The 19,709-nt window shown below is 68.2% G+C and carries 15 protein-coding genes; 5 read left to right on the top strand and 10 right to left on the bottom strand.

What is annotated here, in order from left to right; translation table 11 throughout:
* Positions 1 to 37 precede the first annotated feature (37 nt).
* Complete coding sequence (locus ASC91_RS00070; RefSeq protein ID WP_056190872.1) at positions 38 to 808, bottom strand: SDR family NAD(P)-dependent oxidoreductase; 771 nt, start codon at positions 806 to 808, stop codon at positions 38 to 40.
* A gap of 235 nt (positions 809 to 1,043) precedes the next feature.
* On the opposite strand from ASC91_RS00070, the gene ASC91_RS00065 reads away from it, so the two are divergent.
* Positions 1,044 to 1,943: an AraC family transcriptional regulator gene (locus ASC91_RS00065; protein WP_056190870.1), complete on the top strand. Its 900-nt coding sequence runs from the start codon at positions 1,044 to 1,046 to the stop codon at positions 1,941 to 1,943.
* A 104-nt stretch (positions 1,944 to 2,047) separates the two neighbouring features.
* A complete protein-coding gene (locus ASC91_RS00060) occupies positions 2,048 to 3,778 on the top strand; it encodes a hybrid sensor histidine kinase/response regulator (protein WP_056190868.1) in 1,731 nt (576 codons plus the stop codon).
* Here ASC91_RS00060 and ASC91_RS00055 read toward each other — a convergent pair.
* The 3 genes from ASC91_RS00055 to ASC91_RS00045 are packed head-to-tail and all read right to left on the bottom strand — an operon-like array spanning position 3,764 to position 7,159.
* Positions 3,764 to 4,390, bottom strand: a complete 627-nt coding sequence (locus ASC91_RS00055; protein WP_082532293.1) for a response regulator transcription factor — start codon at positions 4,388 to 4,390, stop codon at positions 3,764 to 3,766. The two genes, ASC91_RS00060 and ASC91_RS00055, sit on opposite strands and share 15 nt — an antisense overlap.
* Before the next feature lie 35 nt (positions 4,391 to 4,425).
* Positions 4,426 to 5,013 (bottom strand): cohesin domain-containing protein, encoded by a 588-nt coding sequence (locus ASC91_RS00050; protein ID WP_082532292.1) that lies wholly within the window; start codon positions 5,011 to 5,013, stop codon positions 4,426 to 4,428.
* 40 nt (positions 5,014 to 5,053) lie between these two features.
* Positions 5,054 to 7,159 (bottom strand): dockerin type I domain-containing protein, encoded by a 2,106-nt coding sequence (locus ASC91_RS00045; RefSeq protein WP_056190862.1) that lies wholly within the window; start codon positions 7,157 to 7,159, stop codon positions 5,054 to 5,056.
* A gap of 178 nt (positions 7,160 to 7,337) precedes the next feature.
* On the opposite strand from ASC91_RS00045, the gene ASC91_RS00040 reads away from it, so the two are divergent.
* Positions 7,338 to 8,093, top strand: a complete 756-nt coding sequence (locus ASC91_RS00040) for a tRNA-uridine aminocarboxypropyltransferase (RefSeq protein ID WP_056190860.1) — start codon at positions 7,338 to 7,340, stop codon at positions 8,091 to 8,093.
* A gap of 66 nt (positions 8,094 to 8,159) precedes the next feature.
* Here ASC91_RS00040 and ASC91_RS00035 read toward each other — a convergent pair whose 3' ends face one another.
* Genes ASC91_RS00035 through ASC91_RS00025 form a run of 3 tightly spaced genes read right to left on the bottom strand, consistent with a single transcriptional unit; the run spans position 8,160 to position 13,860 of the window.
* The gene (locus ASC91_RS00035; protein WP_056190858.1) at positions 8,160 to 11,258 is read right to left on the bottom strand and encodes an efflux RND transporter permease subunit; all 3,099 of its coding nucleotides are present in this window, start codon (positions 11,256 to 11,258) and stop codon (positions 8,160 to 8,162) included.
* Positions 11,255 to 12,367: an efflux RND transporter periplasmic adaptor subunit gene (locus ASC91_RS00030; protein ID WP_056190856.1), complete on the bottom strand. Its 1,113-nt coding sequence runs from the start codon at positions 12,365 to 12,367 to the stop codon at positions 11,255 to 11,257. The genes ASC91_RS00035 and ASC91_RS00030 overlap by 4 nt, the downstream gene beginning before the upstream one ends.
* Positions 12,364 to 13,860 (bottom strand): efflux transporter outer membrane subunit, encoded by a 1,497-nt coding sequence (locus tag ASC91_RS00025; RefSeq protein WP_056190854.1) that lies wholly within the window; start codon positions 13,858 to 13,860, stop codon positions 12,364 to 12,366. Before ASC91_RS00025 ends, ASC91_RS00030 begins: the two co-directional genes overlap by 4 nt.
* Positions 13,861 to 13,927: 67 nt before the next feature.
* On the opposite strand from ASC91_RS00025, the gene ASC91_RS00020 reads away from it, so the two are divergent.
* Complete coding sequence (locus tag ASC91_RS00020; RefSeq protein WP_056190852.1) at positions 13,928 to 14,578, top strand: TetR/AcrR family transcriptional regulator; 651 nt, start codon at positions 13,928 to 13,930, stop codon at positions 14,576 to 14,578.
* Positions 14,579 to 14,731: 153 nt separating this feature from the next.
* Here ASC91_RS00020 and ASC91_RS00015 read toward each other — a convergent pair whose 3' ends face one another.
* Positions 14,732 to 16,471, bottom strand: a complete 1,740-nt coding sequence (locus ASC91_RS00015; RefSeq protein WP_056190850.1) for a hypothetical protein — start codon at positions 16,469 to 16,471, stop codon at positions 14,732 to 14,734.
* A 577-nt stretch (positions 16,472 to 17,048) separates the two neighbouring features.
* On the opposite strand from ASC91_RS00015, the gene ASC91_RS00010 reads away from it, so the two are divergent.
* Positions 17,049 to 17,360 (top strand): hypothetical protein, encoded by a 312-nt coding sequence (locus ASC91_RS00010; protein WP_056190847.1) that lies wholly within the window; start codon positions 17,049 to 17,051, stop codon positions 17,358 to 17,360.
* Between the two features lie 76 nt (positions 17,361 to 17,436).
* On the opposite strand, the gene ASC91_RS29105 is transcribed toward ASC91_RS00010, so the two are convergent.
* Together ASC91_RS29105 and ASC91_RS00005 are read right to left on the bottom strand one after the other, a co-directional pair.
* The gene (locus tag ASC91_RS29105) at positions 17,437 to 17,688 is read right to left on the bottom strand and encodes a hypothetical protein (RefSeq protein WP_157280961.1); all 252 of its coding nucleotides are present in this window, start codon (positions 17,686 to 17,688) and stop codon (positions 17,437 to 17,439) included.
* Between the two features lie 396 nt (positions 17,689 to 18,084).
* Positions 18,085 to 19,428 (bottom strand): IS110 family transposase, encoded by a 1,344-nt coding sequence (locus ASC91_RS00005; RefSeq protein ID WP_056192469.1) that lies wholly within the window; start codon positions 19,426 to 19,428, stop codon positions 18,085 to 18,087.
* Between the last annotated feature and the right edge of the window lie 281 nt (positions 19,429 to 19,709).

Here is a 19,709-nt window from a genome sequence, read left to right as displayed (position 1 = left end):
TGTGTCCGAATACGGCGTCGAATGGTGCCGTGCTGATTCAGTGGTATGCCGAGACCAGATCGTCGTCCCGGGACTTTTGCGTCGCGGGCTGGGCCACCGGCCAGAGGGCTCGCAACCGTGACAGGGCAGCCGCTTCGTGCAGGCCTTCGGCGAGCAGGTGAGCCACGCTGGAGATGAACTCGGCCCGGGGCACGCCGTGGGGCCGGGAGGCATGCGCCGGGCTCATGCGCTCCGCGCGTGACGGAAGGGCGACGTCGGTCACGTCGATGCAGGCGCTGGCCCAGCGCTTTCTGACCGACATGGCGCAGGCTGGCAGGCCGGTCTCGACGACCAGGCCGTCCACGCGCCTTCCTCGCCGTGCATTCGGCAGCGCCAGCATCGGTCCTGCGGCGACGTTCAGGACCGAGCTGCGCGCTCGCTTGCGAAAGTGAGGCAACAGCGCGCCGGTCAGCTGCTGGACGCCCAGCTGATGGGCTTCCAGCTTCTCGTCGCTGTCGTCAGCGTCGAGCAGCGCATGCAAGCCCGGCAGATCCCTCACCGGGAAGGCGATCGAGATGTTGACGAGCATGTTCAGGTGGGCCCAAGTCGCTGCGATCTGCTCGCAGAAGCCAGCGACGCTCCAGGGGTTGGTCAGATCAAGGTCGATGGCCCGCATGCGGGGGTTGGCGCGCGCGGCGGCCTGGGCGGCGCCAGGCTCGCCGCCGAAGATGATGACCTCGTTGCCCAGCCGGCACAGCAATTCGGCCAGGCCGCGGCCGATGCCACGGGTGCCGCCGGCGACGAGAATGGTGTTGCCTTGCATCGTCATGTGGACCTCCTTGCGCGAAGGCCCGCATTGAATCGGCCGGCGGCCATTTCGAGCAGTCGATTCCGGTCATGTGATTGCACGATTCGCCCATCGTGCGGCCCGCTCGAACCGAGCCGGGCGGCCGCCCCAGGATCGATAGCCCAAAACCGCCAAGCTCTTGCACGATCCAGTCATTCCTGAGCGGGTCGTTCGCGCGCCTCTTGAGCCGCACGGGCGCAGCGGGTACGGTTGCGCCATGGGCTCACTCGAAGAATTGCAAAGGCTGATCAAGCGCCACGCCACCTCAAAGGGTGATCGCAATGCAGGCGACGTGTTCGCGGTGGCGGCCGAGGCTCCGACCGAGCTCCAGCATGTGGTGCTGGAGCCGACCTTCGTGGTCGTGGCGCAGGGCGCCAAGCGCGCCATGCTGGGCGACGAGATGTTCGAGTACCGCGAGGGCCAGTTTCTCGTGGTGAGCGTGGACCTGCCCATCGCCGGCTGCGTGATCCAAGCCAGCCCCGAACTTCCCTACCTGGCCGCGGGCTTGACGCTGCAGCTGGCAACCATCTCCTCCCTGCTGCTGGAGATGGACCCCGCGGAAGTGGCCGCGAGCGAACCCGCCGGCTTTGCGGTCAGCGACGCGCCCGAGGACCTGCTGGACACCGTGGTGCGCCTGCTGCGGCTGAAGGACTCGCCGCGCGACGCCGCCGTGCTGGGCCCGCTGGTGGAGCGCGAGCTGGTGTGGCGGCTGCTGCACGGCGCGCAAGGCGCCATGGTGCGGCAGATCGGTCTGGCCGACAGCCGGCTGTCGCAGATCGGGCGGGCCATCCGCTTCATTCGCAGCCATCACGCCGAAGCCATTTCCATCCCGATGCTGGCCGACATGGTGGCCATGAGCGAGTCGTCCTTTCACCGCCACTTCCGCGGCGCGACGACCATGAGCCCGTTGCAGTACCAGAAGCTGATCCGGCTGCAAGAGGCGCGGGCACGCATCCTGGCGGACGCCGGCGACGTCGCGGCCATCGGCTACAGCGTCGGCTACGACAGCCCCTCGCAGTTCAGCCGCGAGTACAGCCGCTTGTTCGGCGCGCCGCCCGGGCGGGACAAGCTGCGGCTGGGGCTGCGGGCGATGGGCGCGGGATCGTTGCCCGCCTGAAGCGGCCATCTTTCTCAACACACCCCCGGGGATTGCAGTCGTCACCCGGGGCCTATCCGTTCGGAGGGCTGGCAACGCGCGCGCCGCTGGGCATGATGCGGGGCATGCTGCCCCATCCCCTGGACGAACGTACGCGCCGCGCGATGCTGCTGTTGTTCTACGCCCAGAGCGGCGTGAGCCTGGTGGCGGCGGCGCTGCTGGTGCTGTTGCATGTGGGCACGCAGATCGACCGGGTGGCTCTGCCGGCGCTGCTGGCCTGGGGCGCGGCATTTGCAGCGCTGATCGTGTTGCGCGTGCTGTGGAAGCGCCAGGTGGCGCAGCTGCCGCAAGCCACTGAACCCGCACCGTGGGAGCACCGCGCCGAGCTGGGTGCGCTGCTCACCGGTGCACTCTGGGCGCTGGCGCTGGTGATGGCTTTCGACGCGCGGCAGGCTGCCACCCAGATGTACGCCGCCATGCTGGCCTGCATCACCTGCGTGGCCAGCATCAACGTGATGGCGCCGCAACCGCGCGCCTTCGTGATGCTGATCGCCCCCGTCGCCGTGGCATTGATCGCGCTCTTCCTGTCGCTCGGCAGTTGGAGCGGCGCCTACAACGCTTTGCTGGTGCTGTCGGCCGTGGCCCTGGCGATGGCGCTGACTTTGCGCCACACCCGACTGCTGCGCGAGAGCCACGCGCTGCGCTTCGAGCGCGAGGCCTTGCTGGCCCAGGCCCAGGCTGCGCGCGAAGCGCAGACGCGCTTCCTGGCCGCCGCCAGCCATGACTTGCGCCAACCCGTGCATGCGCTGGGCTTGCTGGCCGCACAGGCCGCGCACGAGCTGCAGGGCCGGCGTGCGGCGCAGACGGCGGAGCAGTTGCAGGCCATGGCGCAGGCGCTGGACGGGCTGGTGGAAAACCTGCTCGACGTGTCGCGCTTGGACAGCGGCGCCTTGCAGCCGCAGTGCCGCTCGCTGCCGCTGCAACCCTTGTTCGAGCGCCTCTCCACCGAATACGCGGTGCTGGCCGAAGCCAAGGGCTTGCAGTGGCGGCTGCGCCCGACGGCGCTGTGGGTGCGCAGCGACGCGCAGCAGCTCGAACGCCTGTTGCGCAACCTGCTGTCCAACGCGCTCACGCACACCGTGCACGGCGGCGTGCTGCTGGCGGCGCGGCAGCGTGCGGGCCGTGTGCAGGTCGCCGTCTGGGACACCGGCCCGGGCATCGCGCCCGAGCACCACGAGCGCATCTTCCAGGAGTTCGTGCAGCTCGCCAACCCGGGGCGCGACCGGCGCCGCGGCCACGGCCTGGGCCTGGCCATCGTCGCGCGGCTGGCCCGGCTGCTGGACCATCCGGTGGACCTGCGCAGCCGCCTGGGTCACGGCAGCTGCTTCGCCGTGAGCCTGCCCGAGGACGAGCCCCGCCTGCTGACCGAGCCTCGCACCGTGCCGCAGGGGCAGCCGCTGCAGGGCCGCTGTGTGGCGCTGGTGGAGGACGACGAAGCGGTGCGCGAGGCCACCGTGACCCTGCTGCGCACCTGGGGCTGCGAGGTCTGGGCCGAAGCCGCGGTGGCGCCGCTGCTGGCGCGCCTGCGCGCGGCCGGTGCCCGGCCGCAGCGCCTCATCAGCGATTGGCGGCTCGCGCAAGGCGATGGGCTGAGCGCCATCGAGGCCTTGCGCGAGGCGTTCGGCGACAGGCTGCCGGCGCTGCTGATCAGCGGCGAGACCCTGCCGATGAGCGCGAAGGCCTTGCGTGCGCTGCGCGTGCAGCCGGCGCGCAAGCCACTGCCGGCGGCGGCGCTGCGCGCCTGGCTCAGCGCGCCCTCAGAACCAAATTCAGAACCGCCCTCAGAACCGCATTGAGGCCAGCCGCGCCTGCCCGGCCAGCGCGGCCTCGGCGCGGTTGCGCACGCGCAGGATGCGAAAGATCGTCACCAGATGACCCTTGACCGTCGGCTCACCCATGCCCAGCTCGCGCGCGATCTCCTTGTTGCTGCGACCCTTCACCAGCTCGGCCAGCACCTCGGCCTGGCGCTGCGTGAGCGCTTCGTCGGGCAGGTCGGTGCTGCGCTGCAGCAGGAAGGGTGGCAGGTAGCAGCCGCCGGCCAGCACCAGCTCCAGTGCGCCGAAAAGCACACCCACGTCGGCGCTCTTGGGTAGCCAGCCGGCGGCGCCCCCGTCGAGGGCGCGCATGGCCAGCAGCGGGTCGCTGTCGGCCGACATCAGCAGCACCGGCAGCAGCGGCCACTCGGCGCGCAGCTGCTGGAGGGCCTGCAACGGCGCGAGTCCAGGCAGGTGCACGTCGAGCACGACGAGGGCCACGTCGGGCCGGCGTGCCAGCAGTACCTGCGCGGCGGGCAGGCTGTCGGCTTCGCTCACCTCGCAGCCCTCGCGCTGCGTGCGCAGCAGCTGCGCCATGCCGACCCGAACGACAGGGTGGTCGTCGACGATAAGGAGGTGCAATGGCGCGGTCATGCCGCGCCATCATGCCGTCAAACGTGGGGTCCGGGTCAGGTTCGGTCTGGATTCGGCAACGTGTGCCGCCCCCGCCGCCGAGCGCCCGCCGTGAGGGCGGCCAGCCCGATGCCGAACAGGACGACGGACGCCGGCTCCGGCACGCTGGCAACGCTGATGGCGCCACCCATGTGCGTCGAGGCGAGCTCCATCAGCGCCGAATCGAGCAGCACGACGTTTCCGAACGACAAACTGCTTTGTCCCACGGCTAGCGCGTGGAACGACAGGTGCACGACGAGGCCGTCGCCGCTGACGCCCGGCCCGGGACCGGCCAGGGTGTTGGCCGTGAATGACACCGTGCCGGCGCTGTTGTCGATGGTGCCGGGCAGGAAGAACGTCGCCCGGCCGCCGGCAGACAGGAAGTCCCCTTCCAGCACCGTGGTGGCCTGCACGATCGCCGGGTCGAAGGCGATGTCGAACTGGAAGGCGTACAGGTCCGGTGCGTCCGCAACGAGCACGTCCAGCGTGAAGGTGTCGCCCACCTGCACGGCAGGCGCGGGGGCAGCGAAGGACAGGGTCGTCGCCGACGCGGGCGCAGCCAGCAGCGCCAGGACCATCCCGCACAGACAAGTCAGTTTCGTCATCTCTCTCTCCTTGGATCGAATGCAGTTCGTTGACGGCCGCTCAGGGGCAGGTCGTGCCCGCGGCAAGCTTTTGCGCGATGAACGCCAGGTCCCGGATGTCGACCACGCCGTCGCCGTTCACGTCCGCTCTCGCGTCGAATCCGGGCATGCCGGCGCGCTTGCCGAACGCGGTCTTCACCACAGCCTGGTCGCGGCAGTCGATGGCGCCGTCGAAGTTCACATCGCCCGGCAACGCCACGACGGTGAAGGTGGCCGCACCCATGCCCGTGTTGCCGGCGACGTCGGCGGCGATGGCGCTGTAGCGGTGGCTGCCCGGGCCGAAAGAAGACGCCAGGCCGCGAATATCGGCACAGTTGGTCGACGCCACGCCGGACTCCTTGTCCATGGCCTCGCACGTGATATCGACGCTCTGCCCCGGCGCGTACGAGCCCAGGTTGCCGCGGTAGACGACGGCGGGGGGTGTCTTGTCGATCTTGACCGTGACGATGTTGCTGCTGTCGCTCTTGTTGCCCGCGACATCGACGGCGTACTTCGAGCCGGAGGACACGGTGCCCTGCTTGCTCAGGACCAGGTCGTCGGGGCAGACCGCGACGCCCGAGCCGCCCGTGTCGGCGCAAGTGAAGCGCACGACCACGTCGCCGGTGTACCAGCCCGCTGCGCCGGGTTGCGTCGTCGCGGCTGCCTTGATGGTCGGCGGCTTCAGGTCGACCCTGACGGGGCTGGTCGTGAAGCTGACGCTGTAGCCACCGCCCGTCAGGGTGTAGCTGAAGCCGTTGGGCGTGTCCTCCGACACGACCGCTCGATTGCCGATGCAGACGACGTCGCACTGGGGCGTGATGACGACCTGCCGGTTGGTCCAGGTACCGGGGGTGTAGGGCCGGCTGTCCGAGGTCACCAGGGTGTAGCCGAAGGTCGGGCGGTTGAAGGTGACGCCTGCGTTCACGCTGGCTACCGCCGTGATGAAGCGCGACCCTGGGAAGTCCGCGCGGATGATGCCGATGCGGCTGCCGGGGAGGTGGAACTGCGGACGCATCACATAGTCCGCGATCAGCGTGTTCATGCCCTCGTAGGAGATGGTGCACAGGCCGAGGGCGCAGGCGGTGCGCGGGAAGTCGGGAAAGGTGAATGCGTCGGCGGTGGCGCCGTCCACCAGCCCGGTCGACAGGCGCGGGGCACCCGTCTCGGCGCTGGAATGGCCGCTGGCGAAGAAATAGGGAAACCCGCCGTCAGAGCCACCACTGCCAACGTAGTAGAGCTGGCTGGTGCCGGTGATATTGGCTGCGTCTGCCAGATGGCTTTTGACGGGCAGCCAGAGCCGGTGATAGAGGTCCAGATTGCTGCGGAGTTTGTCGAACAGCACGGCCGTGTATCCCATCGAAATGATGGGCCGGTAGTAGTGGCGGGTGGACAGCGGACCCATGTATTGGTGGGTCAGCAGGACCTTGCCGCGTGCGTCACACGAGTTCGGATCGGGTTTCGAATTGAGCGGGGGCACCGGGCCCAAGGTCAATGTGGCCGGACCCGGGCAAGTGGCGGGCAGCAGATAGTCCGCATACTTTTGACCTGTGGCCACGCCATCGATGACGGCGGGTTGGTCCAGCAATGCGTCGAGCGCAGGCGCTGGGTCGCATTTGCAGTCGGCCGTCTCCATGACGACGCTCATGATGACCAGTTCCGACGGGTTGCTTTTCAGGAAGGCGACGGTCGGCTGCAGTACGCCGCTCTCGAAAGGCAGGAACATGTCGACACCGCCGTGAAACACCAGCAGCGCGCAGTTCGACGATTGGTAGTACTGGTTGCAGTCTTGAAGCGCAAGGAGGTCGTAGTACTTGAGCCGGATGTCCAGATAACGGATGCCCGAATCCAGCTGCTCCCGGATGGTCATGGTCTGCGTCTGCGCGATGGGGCCGCCTACACCGTGGAAGGTTCCGCTGTCATGCGTACCCGGCAGGGACAGCTCGGTGAGCTTCTTCGTGGCGCCGAGGGTCAGCATCCACTGGGGGTTGTGCGCCGCGGGCCCGGAGTCGTGCCAGTAGGCGCCGTCGTTGTGGGCCAGCGCGGGGGCGGGGCAGCACAGCGCGGCCCCGGCCAGCGCCAGCAGCGCGGCAAGGCGTCGACCGCTACGCGCAATCGAGGAAGTCAGCATGGAAATCTCCCTGTCAACTGGATCGGGCTGGCCGCCCATCCGCCGCGTCACCGGCTTTGGCCCGCTCGCAATCCACTCGTTGCAGGGCAGTCTAGGAAGCGCCACCCGGGTTGCACAGCCGACAGACGGATGGGATGGGGGCATCCGTTTGGATGAGCAGTGCTCCGACAATCCGCGCATGTCTCATGCCGTATCCCTTCTGCGCGCCGCGCGCCTGGCGAGTGCCACCAAGCCGTTCTCGGCTCGCGGCGGCTTCAAGCGCGAGCGCTGCGAAGGCTGCCGGCTGGTCTCCACGCACTGCATGTGCGCCTTGCGCCCGTCGGTGAACACGCGCGCCGCGGTGTGCCTGCTGATGGCCGACATCGAGCCGCTGAAGCCCACCAACACCGGTTGGCTGATCGCGGATACCGTCGCAGACACCTTCGCCTTCGGCTGGTCGCGAACCGAGCCCGACCCCGCGCTCCTGGCCCTGTTGAGCGAGCCGGCCTGGGATCCCTACGTCGTCTTCCCGGGCCAGTACGCCGCGCCGGAGCGTGTGGTGCATACCGTTCGGCCGCACGTCGCGGGCCAGGACGGAGCAGCCAAGCGCCCGCTGTTCATCCTGCTGGACGGCACCTGGTCCGAGGCGCGCAAGATGTTCAGCCGAAGCCCCTACCTGAACTCCATGCCGGTGCTCAGCCTGGCGCCCGCCGAGGCCTCGCAATACAGGCTGCGTCGGTCACGTTGCGGCGACCATTTCTGCACCAGCGAGGTGGCCGCGCAGTGCCTGAACCTGGCGGGTGACGAGGCCGCCGGCAAGACGCTTGACGCATACCTGGGCGTCTTCACGCATCACTACCTCCAGGCCAAGAACCAGCTGCCCGTCGCCTGGGAAGGCGCGGCGCATCAGCGTTTGGAAGAGGTGAGGGCTCAGCAGCCAGTGCGCGCCGCCTGACAGCATGTGCGCCATGGCGAAGTGGCGCTGGTGCCGCCATGGGTCCAGCGCCTGCGAGCAGCCCCGTCACGCGCTCGCCGCGATGGGTGCCGCGTCGGGCATCTGCGCTGGGCTGTCGCGCCGGACGCGGAACCAGGCGGCGTACAGCGCCGGGACGAAGACGAGGGTCAGCGCCGTGGCCACGACAAGGCCCCCCATGATCGAGATGGCCATCGGCCCCCAGAACACGCTGTGGGTCAGCGGGATCATGGCCAGCACCGCGGCGGCGGCCGTCAGCACGACGGGGCGCGAGCGCCGCACCGTGGCGTCGACGATCGCGGCCCACGGCGCAACGCCGCGCGCGATGTCCTGGTCGATCTGGTCGACGAGGATGATCGAGTTGCGCATGATCATCCCGCCCAGCGCAATCACGCCCAGCAGCGCGACGAAGCCGAACGGCGCATTGAAGAGCAGCAGTGCCGGCACCACGCCGATCAGCGCCAGCGGTGCCGTCATGAACACCATGAACAGCCGCGAGAAGCTTTGCAGCTGGATCATCAGCAGCGTCAGCATCACCGCGAACATCGCCGGGAACACTGCGAACAGCGCCTTGTTGGCCTTGTCGCTCTCCTCGATGGCGCCGCCTTCCTCGATGCGGTAGCCCGCGGGCAGGCTGTCGATGATGGGCTGCAACGACGGCCGGATCTGCGCCGTGGCGTAGGGGCCCTGCACGCCATCAACAACGTCGCTGCGCACGGTCAGCGCCATGTCGCGGTTGCGCCGCCACAGCACCGGTTCCTCGAAACCCGGCTCGACGCGCGCCACCTGGGACAGCGGCACGTTGACGCCGCTGCGCGTGAACAGTTGCAGGTCGCCGAGCTGGCCAATGTTCTTGCGCTCCTCGGGCGTCGCCCGCACCACCACGTCGACGAGTTCCTCGCCGCGGCGGATCTGCGTCACCGGCGCGCCGTCCAGCGTCGTCTGCACCAGGCCCCGGATGTCGGCGCTGGACAGGCCCAGCAGCCGCGCCTTGTCCTGATCGACGTGCACCTGCACCGAGCGGACCTGCTCGTTCCAGTCCAGTTGCGTGTCGCGCACCAGCGGGTTTTGGCGCACCGCGTCGCGCACCCGGTAGGCGATCTCGCGCACCTGCGCCTTGTCCGGGCCGATCACGCGGAACTGCACCGGAAAGCCCACCGGCGGCCCGAACTCCAGACGCGTCACGCGGGCGTTGACGTCGGGCAGGACTTCGTCCTTGGCGAACAGGTCCAGGAGACGGGCGCGCACCCGTTCGCGCTGTTCGATACCCGCCGTCTTGACGACGATCTGCGCGAACCCCGGGTTCGGCAGCTCCGGCTGGATCGACAGATAGAAGCGCGGCGTGCCCGCGCCGGTGTAGGCGGTGAAGAACTCGATGTCCGGGTCCTTCGCCAGGCGCGCTTCGAGCAGCTTCACTTGGGCGGAGGTGGCGGCGAACGACGCCCCTTCGCGCAGCCGCAGTTCCACCAGCAGTTCGGGCCGCGACGCGGTCGGGAAGAACTGCTGTTGCACCGCCAGCATGCCGGCGCCGGCGATGGCAAAAACCAGCACCGTGGTGCCCAGCACCCAGGCTCGGTGCTGCACGGCCCAGTCGACGATGCCGCGCAGCCGGCGGTAGACGGGCCGGTCGTAGGGGTCGTGGTGCGCACCAGCCGCCGCCAGGTTCTTTGGCAACAGCAGCACGCCGAGGTAGGGCGTGAACACTACGGCGACCACCCACGACAGGATCAGCGCCGCCCCGACGACCCAGAAGATGCCGCCCGCGTATTGGCCAGCGATCGACTTCGCGAAGCCCACCGGCATGAAGCCGGCGGCCGTGACCAGCGTGCCGGTCAGCATCGGAAACGCGGTGGACGTGTAGGCGTACGTGGCAGCGCGCATGCGGTCCCAGCCTTCTTCCAGCTTCACCACCATCATCTCCACCGCGATGATGGCGTCGTCGACCAGCAGGCCCAGCGCGATGATCAGCGCGCCTAGCGAGATGCGGTCCAGCGCCCAGCCGGCGGCGTACATGACGGCCGCCACCAGTCCGAGCACCAGCGGCACCGACGCGGCCACCACGATGCCGGTGCGCCAGCCCAGGAACAGGAAGGACACGGCCAGCACGATGGCCAGCGCCTCCAGGAACGAGCGCTCGAACTCCCAGACGGACTCCGCCACCACTCGCGGCTGATCCGCGTACTGCTGGATCTGCACGCCCGCCGGCAGTTCCTGCTTCACCTGCGCGAGCCGCTCGTCGAGCGCGCGCCCAAAGTCGAGCACGTTGCCGTTGGCCTGCATGGTCACGCCGATGGCCAGCACCGGCACGCCGTTGTGGCGGATGGTCATGCTCGGCGGATCTTCGTAGCCGGTGCGCACGGTGGCGATGTCGGCCAGCCGCAGCAGTTGGCCGCCCACCTCCAGCGTCACGTTGGCGACGTCCGCCGCGCTGCGCAGGCCGCCGTCCACCCGCACCTGCACACGATCGTGGGTGGTATCGGCCGAGCCCGCCGGGGCCACCAGGTTTTGCCGCGCCAGCGCGTCGAACACGGCGGTCGGGGCGATGCCCATCGCCGCCAGCCGCCGTGTCGAGATTTCAACGAACACGCGCTCGGCCTGCTTGCCCAGCACGTCGACCTTGCCGGCGCCGGCCACACTCTGGATGCGCCGCTTCAAGTCTTCGGTGACCGTCAGCAGCTCGGCCATCGACAGCTCGGGCGCACTCACCGCGTAGAGCACGCTGTAGCGGTCGTTGTACTCGTCGTTGAAGAACGGCCCACGCACGCCTTCGGGGAACTCCTGGCGCACGTCGCCGATCTTCTTGCGCACCTGGTACCAGGCGTTCTCCAGCTCCGCCTTGCTGCTGCCGCCCTTCATCCACAGCGTGATGCCGCCATAGCCCTGGCGCGCGAAGCTGCGCACGTAGTCGAAATGGTCCAGCTCCTGCAGCCGGCGCTCGATGCGGTTGAGCACCTCGTCCTGCACCTCCTGCGCGGTGGCGCCCGGCCACACGACGATGGCCGTCATCGTCGGCACGTCGAAGTTCGGGTCCTCCAGGCGGCCCAGCCGGCTGAAGGAGAAGCCGCCGACGATGAGCGTCGCGATGATCAGGAACAGCACCATAGGCCGGTGCGTGACGGCCCATTCCGACGGGTTGAAGCGTTTCATGAGCCGCTCCTGGTGACTGTGGCCGCACCGGCTTCGGCCGTGCGCTCGACGGCGCGCACGGTGATGCCGGCATCGAGCTTCTGCGCGCCGACGCTGACCACCCGGTTGCCGGCGGCCAGGCCGGTGACGTGCACTCGGGCGTCGTCCATGGCCACCACCTGCACGGGTGTGAACACCAGGCCGGAGCCTTTGGCGTTGAGCACCCAGACTCCCGCGGACGCGCTGGCCTTCACCAGCGCGGTGACCGGCACGGCGGTGGTCGCCGGCCCGGTCGCCTGCCCGGACAGGTTCAGCTGCATGGTGCTGCCCAGCGGCAGGGCGCCGACCTGCGCGCGCGATGTCGGGGCGGCGGCATAGCGCACGCGAAAGGTCCGGCCTTGCGCACTGGCCAGCGGCGAAAGCTCGCGCAGCACCAGCCTCAATGGTGACTTGGCGTCCTGCCAGGGCGTGGCCGTGGCGGCGAGCGTGCGCACCCGGCCGACCCACTCCTCGGGCAGTTCGGCAACGATCTCGCGTTCGCCTTCGCGGGCCAGCGACAGCACCGGCTGGCCCTCGGCCACCACCTGGCCGCGCTCGAAGCGCAGCGCGGTGACCACGCCGGCATAGGGCGCCACCAGCGTCGCGTAGCCCTCGCGATTGCGTGCCAGGTCGAGCTGGCGGCGCGCCTGCTCAAGCCGGGCGTCGGCTGCGTCGGCACGCGCCTTCTGACGCTCGTGATCGGCAGCGCCCACCGAACCGTCGGCCAGCAGGCGGCGCAAGCGCGCTTCGTCGGACGCGGCCTGCTGCGCATCCACCGACGCGGCCTGGACCTGGTTGGCGGCGGCACTCACCGCCAGTTGGTAGTCGGCCGGGTCCAGCCGCGCCAGCGCCTGGCCGGCCTTCACGGTGCCGCCCACCTCGACCAGCCTGTCCACCACCTTGCCGCCGGTGCGAAAGCCCAGCTCCGTCTCGACCCGGGCGCGGACCACGGCGGTGAAGCTGCGACTTTGCGACGACGCGGCGGGGCTGACGGTGGTCACGAAGACCGGCTTGGCGGCGGCGATCGGCGCGGGCGGGCCGCTGCAGGCGGCCAGGGCCAGGAGGGATACGGCGAAGAAAATTCTGTTCACTGGAATGCCCTCTCGGCAAAGGAAGTCATGGCACTGCCGGCACGGGTCGGCTCGAGACCGCCACCCAGTGCCTTGTAGAGCTGCACGTCGGCCAGCACCTGCTGCAGGCGGCTGTCCGCCAGGGTGAGCTCGCTGGACAACACCGAGCGCTGCACGTCGAGCAGCACCAGCAGGTCGATCTGCCCTTCGCGCTGCAGCGATTGCGCGCGCTGCAGCGCGCGGCGGCGATGCTCGACCGTGCTGGCCAGCGCAGTGGCTCGCTCGGCCTCCTGGGTGCGCACGAGCAGGCTGTCCTCGACCTCTTGCACGGCGACCAGCACCGCCTTCTGCCAGGCCAGCAGCGCCTCGTCGGCCCGCGCCGACTGCGCGCGGACGCCCGCATCGATGCGACCGGCGTTGAAGACCGGCATGGCAAAGGCCAGCGCCACGTTCGAGAAATGCACCGGCGCGAGATCGAGTGCATTCAGCCGCAGGTCCTCGCGACCGAACAAGGCACTCAGAAAGAGCTTGGGCCAGTACTGGGCTCGCGCCTCGGCGCCGCGCAGCGTCTCGGCCGCGACGCGCGACTCGGCAGCGATCAGGTCGGGCCGGCGCCGCAGCAGTTCGCTGGGCTGGCCGGTGCCGATCTCGCGCGCGGCAGGCCAGGCAAAGCCCGCGTTCTCGTCAACGACGCGTGCCGACGGGTTGCGACCCAGCAGCACGGCCAGCCGCGTCTGCGAGGTGCCCGCCAGCGTTCGCAACGGCGGCACTTGCGCGTCGAGCGCCCCGGCTTCGGCGCGCGCGCGATCCAGGTCGAAAGCACTGGCCTCGCCTTCGCGCAGGCGGCTGGCGACGCGGGTCGCCGTTTCGCGCTGGGCCGCCGCGAGAGCCTGCACGATGCGTAGACGCTCCTCGGCGCTGCGCAGCACGAAGTACTGCCGCGCCACCTCGCTGGCCACCAGCAGCCGCGCGCCCTGGACACCCGCCGCTGCTGCGGCCGCGTCAGCCTGCGCCGCGTCGCGTGCCGCACGCACGCCGCCGGCCAGGTCGATCTCCCAGGCCACGTCGACACCGGCGCGCAACGCACGCGTGTCGGGCATGCCTTGCTTCACGGCTTGGGGCAGCCCGCTGTCGCTGCGCGAGGCCGAGGCCTGTACGCCCACCGTGGGCCACAGACGCGAGGCCGCGGCATCGCGGCCGGCGCGGGCCTGAGCGACGCGTTGCAGCGCGACCGCCACGTCCTGGTTGGCAGACAAGGACGCTTCGATCAGCGCCGTCAGCACCGGATCGCCGTAGCCGGCCCACCAGGCGCCATCGAAGACCTGGACGGCGGCCGCAGCCGACCCGGCCTGCGCGAATGCCGCGGATAGCGGCACCGAAGGCGTCGGCGGCTGCACGGGCGGTGCCGAGCAGGCCGACAGGATCGTCAGCGCCGCGGCGGCCGAGACGAGGCGGGTCGGTCGGGCGCCGGGGTGGCGATTGCGATTCGGGGCGGGCTGTGTGAAAGGCTTCATATACTGGACTCTCTAGTCCAGTAAGTTTAATGGCATATATTGGACTGTCAAGTACAGAAAGCCGCGAATGCCCGAAAACGAGAAGCCAGTCGAGTCCCCACCGCGTCGCGGCCGGCCGCGCGACCCCGAGCGCTTGCGGCGCATCGTGGAAGCGGCGCACAGCCACTTCAACGCGCACGGTCTGGAGCGGGCCAGCGTCGATGCCATCGCCGCCGAGGCCGGTGTCTCGAAGATGACCATCTACAGCCACTTCGCTTCGAAGGAAGGTCTGTTCGAGGCGGTGATTCGCGATCGCACCGACCGCGTGATGGGCGGGGTCGCTGGCGTCGAAGCGCTGGACCCGACGCAGCCTCAGAAGGCTTTGCTGGCCGTCGGAGAGCAGTTCCTGGCGCTGGCGCGCGAGGAGGACGTGCTGGGCAAGTTCCGCTCGATCTATGGCGCCGCCGCGGTGCAGCGCGAGGCCTGCCTGGCCTTTTACAGGCAGGGGGCCGACAGGCTGATCGGCGACCTGGCGGCCTATCTGCGCCGCGCCGATGCGCAGGGCGCGCTGAACATCCGGCACCCGCGTCAGGCGGCGGATTTGTTCCTGTCGATGTTCCTGGGCGACGGCCACATCCGCGGACTGCTGATGCTCGACATGCCCGACGCGCGCGAAGACAGGGCACTGCTGCGCGAGGCGGTGCGTGTGTTCATGGCGGCCTACGCGAAAGCACCTTGACGCCGCGGCCCGACCGCGGACTTCGCGACTGGTAGAGCCGGTTCACGACGGCCCCCTCAAACCGGGGCGCGCTGCATCGCGAGAACCTGCCCAGCGGCTCTCTGGCGCTTTTCAAGGTGAGGCGGAGAACGGCGTGGCAACGCCGCGTCCTCGCTACGGATAGATGATGTGAATCTGAGCCAGGGCCCTGTCAACACCTTCGCGCCTGACCTTGACGTTGTACTCGTACTTCTTCTTCGTCGTTCCACCCGCACCGAGGTTGAAGTAGCACCTGGGCCCCAGCCCTTTTCTGGGAAGCTGCCCAGAAGGGCTGAGTGTGGCGAAGCGGTTGCGTAGCGCCTGCTTCAGGCGCCCCGGGTTGTACCTTTCCCTGGGATACAGCTCCTGCACGTTCAGGGACGGGCCCGCGTAGTCGAACGTGCTGCGGAACATGCTGAGCACCACGTCCACGATGTGGTCTGCGGCTTGGCCATAGTTGGGCGGCTGGCGTGGCTTGCGGACGCGAACCGGCGCGCTGACTTCCCGCCATTGGGCCTGCCGCTCCAGGAACCACTGGATCTTTGTCTTGACGATCTTGTTGACGAACTGGAGGGCGTCGACGAAGTCGTCATTCGATCGGGCCTGGTCCACCAACGCATACATGGCCTTGCGCTCGTCGTCGTCGATGTGTTCGCCCTCCTCGTAGAACGCGATGTCGTCCAGCGCAAGGTTCAGCGCATCCTCCAGCGCCTGCTGCGCCTTGCGCGCTTCTTCAATCCATGCGTGCACTTCTTCGAGCAGCCGCGCAGCCTGCGCCAGCGCCTCGTCGTAGTTGCGCTTGGCCGCCAGCCTGCGCAATGCGGCCAACTTTTCCTCGTGTGCCTCGCTGTACGTTCCGCTGGCCAGGTCCTCGTCTTCGATCAGCTGGGCTTGCTTCTCCAGCTTGGTCAGCGCCTCGAGGAAACCATCGCGCTGGGGATGCGTTTTGCGCAGCTGATTTTCCTCGGCATCGAGCAGTCCTTCCAAGGTGTCCAACGCCCAGCCAGCGTTGACGAAGGTCGATGCGTCGATGTCCTGCGGGACGGCTTCCGAGGCCCGTGAAATCGGATCGGGGAGCGAGCTGTCCTTCTGGAGCAACAGGCACCGCGCCGCCAGTTGGGTGGCCCGGGTGCGTGCCGCCAGTATCTGGGCCTGCTGCTGCTCGGCGATTTCGTCAAAGCGCTTCTGGCTGGCTTTGATCTTCTCCTTCAGCGTGTCGTTCTCGCGCAAGGCGTCTTCGTATTCCGACTTGACGGTGGCCAATTCCGCCAGCTTCGTCTCCAGCGCGCTTTTTTCCTGTTTCGCCGTGGTGATCCGCTCCCGGGTGTCCTGTTGCGTTTTCGGGATGGTCTGAACTTGCAGGTTCTTTTCCAGCGCCTCGATCTGCTTCTTCTTCGCCGCCAAATCCTTTTCCAGGTCGAACAGCCTCACCCGCTCGGCGGCCCTGAGCTTGTCCATGCGCACCCTGTCGGCGGCGGTCGAGCTCTCCTTGAGACCGGCCAGTTCGGTTTTGGCGGCCTCCGCCTGCTTGACCGGGAACAGCTCCAGGCCGCGTCGGAACAAGGGCTCCAGCTTGGCGATCTCCAGAAGGATCAGCGCGGGCGCCTTGGACTTCTTCTTGATGAAGCCGCCCACGGCCTGGTAGTGTTTGGCGTACTCGCTCAATGCCGGCAGGAAGGACGCGTCTTCCTTGTCCTTCTGAGGGACCGGCTTCTTCAGCCGCGCATGCTCGGCGTCGAGCGCGACCTGGCAGCTTTCGTAGGTGGGTTGCGGCACCTCGACCCGCACCACGGGCTCAACAGGCTCCCGGGGCTCGTCCGAGCCGACACTGCCCTCGCCCCTGAGAGACAGCAGGACTTCGCGCGTGCCGGACATGGACCGGGGTCGTGAAGGCGGCGAGTCTGTGTCCGGCAAGGGCTTGTCCATTGGCACTCCAGGTTCTGGCTGGGTTAGTGACCTTGACCCCAGGCCGGTTCCCTGAGCCGGCGCATCAAGGAAGGGATGGCGCGGCCGCTCATTCCCATCTCGCCTCATCCGCCCTGGGCGGGTTGCTGCCGGAGCGCGGCGCCCTGTGCCGGGGGCCGCCATGACGGGCGCCGCAAGGCCAGGCAAGGCGAAGACTCACAGCGACCCAGACCGCGTCGGGGATGCCCTGTTCACGCTGCGCTCGGGGTCGCGCGAAGACGGCCCTGCTCACTGCGGGCCGAGCAGGGGCGGCTCGTTCACCCGGGTGAATCCGCACTGGTCCGGCGGGGGATTTGAAACTTACATTCCCCATATCGCCGCCGCCTGACGCCACCGTACGGTGGGCGGTTCAGTCCAACAGGTTTATCCGCCGCCGCTATGCCAACACTTCTTCCAACCTCGCCTGGGCGGCGGATAAACGCTATTCGTTAGGCGTCACCTCGTGCTGTGCTCCCGTCGTAGCCATCTCACCATAGTGGTTTCGCTGTTGGCACTTGCCGCCTGTGCCGAGCGGTTCGAGGTGCTGGTCGTCAATCAGGGCAACGTTCCTGTGAAGATTGGCATCGGACAGTTCCATGCGCCAGACTTCACAGCCAACCCACCTGCGTCCTTCACAGAGAAGGAGCTAATCGGGCAGCAGATCGTGGAGCTTCAGCCCAACGAGCAGCGCAAGCTTGTCTACAACAGTGCCGCCGGGGGGTTCTGGCTTCAATGGAGAATGCTTGACCCTTTGCCCGAGCCGAATCCCTTGGTCCGGCTCGACCTCATTCGCGATGAGCGTCGTATCGTCATTCGTTAGCGGCTGCCGTGACGCCTAACCGCTCATTGCAGCCGACCTGCGCCAGCTTCGCTGGCTGGTCGGCTGAATTCAAACGTTAGAGGGCTCCCCGTTGCCACATCTCGCCATCAAGTTCTTTGAGCCTAGCCCCACGCCAAGTGTCCTCGTGGATGGTGCGCACACAGATCATCTCTTGCGTCAGTTCATCGGAGACGAGCTTCGGCCTTTGCCGGCGTGCCGGCATTTCATAGACCAAATGCGGGGAGTGAGAACTGCTGCTGCGTTTGATTTCGGATTTGGTAACGCTGTAGCGCTTAGCGTGCAGGATGGCTCCGCGCTTCTTGAGCATGTAATTGCCGGTGTCCCTGCCTACTCGCTTCCGCTGCCACTGCTGCTTGAAATCGTGGAATGCTGGTCTGTGGCGTTGGGCACCCCAGCGCACAAGTTCGCCGAGAGGACGTTCGCTATTCCATGAGTCAGCCCTCTCTCAAGAAACACCCACCAAATAGTTGATCTGCAAAGAGGTTTCAGGCGGTCTGGGCCACGGGCACGATCTGCATGCCGAGTTGCTGAGCCCGCTGCCNAGGGCCAGTCGGCCACGCTCGCCTAGCCCTGCACCCGCGCAGCCCCTCTCGCATCGCCCCCCTGAGGGCGAGCAGGCCCCCCCATGTTTAAGGTCTGTATCGTCGGCCTGGGGGCCATCTCTCAAGAAACACCCACCAAATAGTTGATCTGCAAAGAGGTTTCAGGCGGTCTGGGCCACGGGCACGATCTGCATGCCGAGTTGCTGAGCCCGCTGCCGCAGGTTCCTGAGCACCCGCTCCCGGTAGCGCTCCTCGAAGTAGTCCTGACCCGCATCGGTGTACTCCTGGCCTTTGCTGAGCATCGCGTAGATCAACCGCGCCAGCTTGTGAGCCGCTGCCGTCACCGCCTTGCCCTTGTCCATGCGCGCGCACAGCCGCCGGTAGTACGCCCCCAACGCCGACTTGCTGGCCCTGAGCGCTGCCGCCGCCAGCCTCAGCGCCTGCGCTGCGCGGTTGGCCACCCGCTGGGTCTTGCCGCTCACCACCTTGCCGCCCGTGATCTTCGTGCCCGGGCACAAACCCAGCCACGACGCGAAGTGCTTGTCGCTGGCGAAGCGGCTCATGTCGGTGCCCACCTCGCTGACGACGACCAGCGCCGTGGTCACGTCCACGCCATCGATGCGCGTGAGGTCCACACCGCACATGCGGAACAACTGGCCACGCAGGTCGAACCTGGGGGCGTTGCGAGCGCGCCCGCGCTTCTTGCCCTTGGCCGGCTCGCCTTCACAGCGTTGCAGCGCCTGGAGCTGGGCTTGGATCTCGGCGTCGCACTCGGCGAGCTGCGTGCCGCAGAAGTCGAAGGCGGCCAGTGCCTGCTTCAGCGCGAACAGGTGCTCCGCCCGCCAATTGCCCAACAGGCTGGCGGCAATCTCGTCGGCGCTGGCGTGGATGCGCGTGTTCTTCAGCGCTGCCAGCCGTTGGCCGTCCCGCTCGCCCGCGACGATGGCGCGCAGGATCTTCTGGCCCGTCTCGCCCACCACGTCGGCGATGACGTTGGCGAGTTGGATGTTCATCTGCACCAGCGCCTTTTGCATGTGCTGCACGCAGCGCGCCTGGGTGCGCAACGTGGTGGCGCGCTGGCGCGTGAGCGCGCGCAGCACGCACACCGCGTCGGCCGGGCGGAAGGCACCGCGCAGCAGCCCGAAGCTCATGAGCTGCTGCAACCACTGGCAGTCCAGCACATCGCTCTTGCGGCCCGAGACGTTCTTGACGTGCCGGGCGTTGACCAGCAGCACCGTGAAGCCGCGCCGCTCCAGCAGCTCGAACAGGGGAATCCAGTACACGCCGGTGGATTCCATGGCTACCGTGTCCACGCCGCAGGCGTCGAGCCAGTCGGCCAGCCGCGCGAGCTCGGCGGTGAAGCTCTTGAACTCACGCACAGGCTGGTCGTCGCGGTCGGGTGGGACGGCCACGAAGTGCGAGGCGCTGCCGATGTCGATGCCAGCAGCGTTGGGGTGGGTCAAGGACAGGGTGCTCTGCGAGCGAGCCCGATTGCGCGAAGCCATGTTGTCCTCCAAGATGAGTGGTGGAACGTGGCGCCGGATCGGGCGTGTCGTCTAGATCACTCTCTCAAACGGGATATCGCCGCGCGAGCCCAAGGCCCGCATGACGATTCACCAATGTCGATGACGCAGCCCATGACCACGCTAACCCGCGGGCAATGTGCACCATTGCTGCTTCGATCTTCCCCGGCGCCACGTTCCACCGTGCCACGATGCAGCGCACTGCGCCAGGTGTTTCTTCCGGACGATTTGCGGGCGAGGCGGGCCGATTACTCCGCTAACCC

Source organism: Pelomonas sp. Root1237, from assembly GCF_001425055.1.
Classification (GTDB): Bacteria; Pseudomonadota; Gammaproteobacteria; order Burkholderiales; family Burkholderiaceae_C; genus Pelomonas.
This window is presented reverse-complemented; position numbering and strand designations above follow the sequence as displayed.